General features: G+C 66.8%; 3 protein-coding genes and 1 pseudogene. All 4 read right to left on the bottom strand.

The features are described 5' to 3' along the window. Positions 1-809: ribonuclease D (locus AC3AYF_RS18770; RefSeq protein ID WP_295038674.1), on the bottom strand; the 809-nt coding region annotated here is incomplete at its 3' end. Between the two features lie 84 nt (positions 810-893). Further along, on the bottom strand, positions 894-1,499 hold the full coding sequence (recR, locus tag AC3AYF_RS18775) for a recombination mediator RecR (RefSeq protein ID WP_110602401.1): 606 nt from the start codon (positions 1,497-1,499) through the stop codon (positions 894-896). Beyond that, a complete protein-coding gene (locus tag AC3AYF_RS18780) occupies positions 1,499-1,825 on the bottom strand; it encodes a YbaB/EbfC family nucleoid-associated protein (RefSeq protein WP_110717982.1) in 327 nt (108 codons plus the stop codon). Before AC3AYF_RS18780 ends, recR begins: the two co-directional genes overlap by 1 nt. 50 nt (positions 1,826-1,875) lie before the next feature. After that, positions 1,876-4,169 (bottom strand): annotated as a pseudogene (gene dnaX / locus AC3AYF_RS18785) (DNA polymerase III subunit gamma/tau); the annotation flags it as partial.

The raw sequence follows: 4,169 nt of genomic DNA on the forward strand, positions 1-4,169 counted from the left end.
ACCAGGCTGGGGGTGACGCCTTCGATGGCCGCCAGCTCGTAGCGATTCTGTGGCATGGCCTCGGCGACCGCGAACAGCACGGCATCCTTGACCAGCCAGCCGCGCGGTAAGTCGCGACGGCGTATTTCCACTTCCCGCCATGCGGTGAGCTCGCGGTACGCCTCGATCTGACGAGGATTCAACCGCCACAACTGGCGGTGACGGGCATACCACTGATCGGCGCCCCCTTCGTGCCCACGGCTCAACGCCGCGCACTCCTCCTCGAGCCACTCGCCCCGACCCAGCTCGACCAGCTCCCGATGCTGCTGTTCCCATATGGTGGGAAGAAACACCACGTCCAGCGCCGCATACTCGAGCTGGGCCGGTGTCAGCGGACGCTCCAGCCAGTTCGAGCGCGTCTCTTCCTTCGGCAGGTCGACGTCGCAGCGCCGGGCGACCAGCCGCCGGTAACCGATCGCCGGATCGCTGCCCAGGAAGGATTCGGCGATCTGGGTATCGATCAGCGGCGCCACCGTCACGCCGGCCCACAGTGACAGCACGTCCAGGTCCTCGCCACAGGCGTGGATCAGCTTCAACGGCCCGCCACCCAGCAGCCGCTGGAAATCCGCGCTTGCCGCCACGGCCTGCGGATCGATCAGGTACACCGTGTCCCCGGCCGTCAGTTGAATCAGCGCCGGCACGGGGAAAAAGGTGGTCTCACGGAAGAACTCGGTATCCAGCGCCACGACATCCGCCTCGGCCAGCACCTCGTAAGCGGCCTGCAACCCTTCCGGGGTGTCGACCCAACACAGCGAATAGTCAACGCTCATTCAGATTCCTTGCGGCCACGAACGTGACCCTGCGATACGAAAAGTGGAAGGATGGCACGGCGGCAGCGCCCCGCAGCCCAGGCTTCACTCGGAGGAGAACGGCTGGCGACCCTGAAACGCCCGGCTGAGCGTGCCGCCATCGACATACTCCAGCTCGCCCCCCATGGGGACACCATAGGCCAGCCGCGAGAGCCTGGCTTCTCGCCCGACCAGATGCTCCGCGATGTAGTGGGCGGTCGCCTCGCCTTCCACGGTGGGATTGGTCGCCAGGATGATCTCGCTGACGGTCTCTTGGGCGAGCCGTGCTTCCAACTGGTCGAGACCGATATCGTCGGGCCCGATGCCGTCGAGTGGCGAGAGGTGACCATGCAGGACGAAATACTGGCCGCGATAGCCGCCGGCCTGCTCGATCGCCAGCATGTCCGCCGGAGACTCGACCACGCACAGCAGCGCCGAGTCGCGCCGCGGATCCTGGCAGACACCGCACAGGGTCTCCTCGGTCAGGGTCCGGCACCGCTCGCAGTAGCCAACCCGTTCGATCGCCTCGGTCAATGCCTGAGACAGCCGACGTCCGCCGTCGCGCTCCCGCTCCAGCAGATGCAGCGCCATCCGCTGTGCCGTCTTGGGCCCCACGCCTGGCAATACGCGCAAGCTCTCCAGCAATTGCTCGACCAGCGGTGAGAAGCTCATCAGAACGGCATCTTCATCCCGGGAGGCAGGTTGAGCCCGGAAGAGACCTCTTCCATCCTCGCCTTGGACTGGGTCTCCACCTTGCGTGACGCATCGTTGACAGCGGCCGCCAACAGATCTTCCAGCAGCTCCTTGTCTTCCTGCATCAGGGACGGATCGATCTCGACGCGACTGACGTCATGACGGCCATTCATGGTGACCTTGATCATGCCGGCGCCGGCTTCGCCCGAGACTTCCATCTGGGCGATCTCCTCCTGCACCTGCTGCATCTTTTCCTGCATTTCCTGGGCCTGTTTCATCAGGCCACCCATGCCACCCTTGAACATGACGAACTCCTTCGAGATGGGATTTTCGAGACCGGAATATTTGGCAAGCGTCACACGCGGTCGGCGGTGACGCTCTCTTCGATCAGACGGGCGCCGAAACGCGCCTCCAGTTCCTGAATATGCGGGTCGACCCGCAACGCTTCAACGGCGCGGGCGTGACGCTCTCGAGCCTCGCGGTCGCGCTTGGCCTTGGCCGTCTCGCGCGAACCGTCCAGCGCGGCGACGTTGACCTCGAGACGGCGAGCGTACCCGATACCCGCCAGTGCCCTGGTAATGCGATCGACGTGCAGGTCCGACAGCATGGCCGACTGCCCGGGATCCAGCGTGACGTGAAGCACGTGACCGTCGTCGCCGTCGATGACGCAGTGAGCCGCGAGATTGCGGGTGAGACCACCGATATCGAGCCGATCGAAGCGCTCGAGCCAGGCCTCATGGGTCAACGCTGTCGTCGCGGCGACCGGCCCGGCAGGATCAGGCGATTGGGCGGTAGCCAGCGAGGATGAGGACTCCCCATCGCTAGCGGCAACCGGCGGCGTCGAGGGCTCGGCCGGTTCGCTCCCGGCGGAGTCGAACTCGGGCGCCACGCCGACCCGTGGCGCAGACGACGCTTCCGGATCGACCGGCGAACCGGACGTCGGGGCATGGCTAGCGGAAGCCGCTGCCGGCGACTCGCCACCAGCAATGTCCGTCTGCTCTGCCCAGGCATAGGCGTCGCTATGTAAATCGGCGCCGTTGTCGAAACCGAGATCTTCGTCGGACGCGAGATCGCCGTTGACACCGCCGTCGCTGATATCGCCGGCATCGACGCTTGCAGCGAGGGGGTCGGAAGGCGGGGACGCCGCGGCCGGCTCCTGCATCCGGGACGCTGGAACCTCGGTCGCTGGCGCCGCTGCCGATGGCGCGTCGGCTTCGACCGACCATGGCGGACGCTCATCCGCCTGGGGCGCGGCGACATCCGGGGACGATGCGGCCATGGCCGCGACCGGCTCGGCCCTCTGCTCATCGATCGCGGACGGCCGTTCATGCGAAGGCGATGCGTCAGGGTTCGCGCTCGCCGGCTCCGACGCCGTCGATCCCGAAGCGGCCGTGCCGGCGGCCGATGCCACGGGTTCGCCCTGCGCCGTACCATCGGCCCGCGCGTCTCCCGCGACGGCTTCTCCAACGCCGCCATCGCGAGTCTCGCGCGGGGGAATGCCACCGCCATCGTCCTGGCCCTGCGGATTCCCGCGCAGCGGCAGATCGGCCTGGGGCGGGGTCGGCACCCCCTGGGGGCGGAAGGCCAGCATGCGCAGCAGCGTCATCTCGACCGCCGATCGCGTGTCCGGCGCATTGGCGATGTCGCCGCGGCCCTGCAGGGCGATCTGGTAATAGAGCTGGACGTCCTCGGCGGTGAACCGGCTGGCCAGTGCCAGCAACTCGTCGCGATCGCCGTGGCCGTTGTCCAGGGCCGCAGGCACCATCTGGGCGATCGCCAGGCGGTGCATCAGCCCGGACAGCTCGTCGAGCACGCCGGCAAAATCCGGCCCCTGCTCCGCCAGTGCCGCCACTTCGGCCAGCAGTCGCTCGGCGTCGACGTCCGCCAGCGCCTGGGCCAAAGCAATCAGATGCGCATGATCCAGCGTGCCGAGCATGGCGGCCACATCCTCACGGCGCACTTCGCCCTGCCCGAACGCGATGGCCTGGTCGGTCAGGCTCATGGCGTCGCGCATCGAGCCGTCGGCAGCCTTGCCGAGCAGCCACAGCGCCTGCGGATCGAAGGCGACCTGCTCGGCCTCCAGCACCCGGGTCAGGTGCTCTACGACCCGCTCGGGCGGCATGTTCTTGAGCGTGAACTGCAGGCAGCGCGACAGCACCGTCACCGGCAGCTTCTGGGGATCCGTCGTCGCCAGCAGGAACTTGACGTGGGGCGGCGGCTCTTCCAGCGTCTTGAGCAGGGCGTTGAAACTGTGCGTCGACAGCATGTGCACCTCGTCGATGAGGTACACCTTGTAACGCCCCTGGGTCGGCGCGTACTGAACGTTGTCCAGCAGCTCGCGAGTATCCTCCACCTTGGTACGCGACGCGGCATCGACCTCGATCAGGTCGACGAAGCGGCCGTTGTCGATATCGCGACAGGTCTCGCACTGGCCGCAAGGCTGCGAACCCACCCCTTGCTCGCAATTGAGACACTTGGCGAGTATTCGTGCCAGAGTCGTCTTGCCGACGCCTCGCGTACCGGTAAACAGATAGGCGTGATGCAGCCGCCCCTGGTCGAGCGCGTTGACCAGCGCACGGCTGACATGCTCCTGGCCGATCAGTTCGTGAAAGGTGCGGGGGCGCCACTAGCGGGCCAGCACCTGATAAC

The organism is Salinicola sp. (assembly GCF_982684285.1).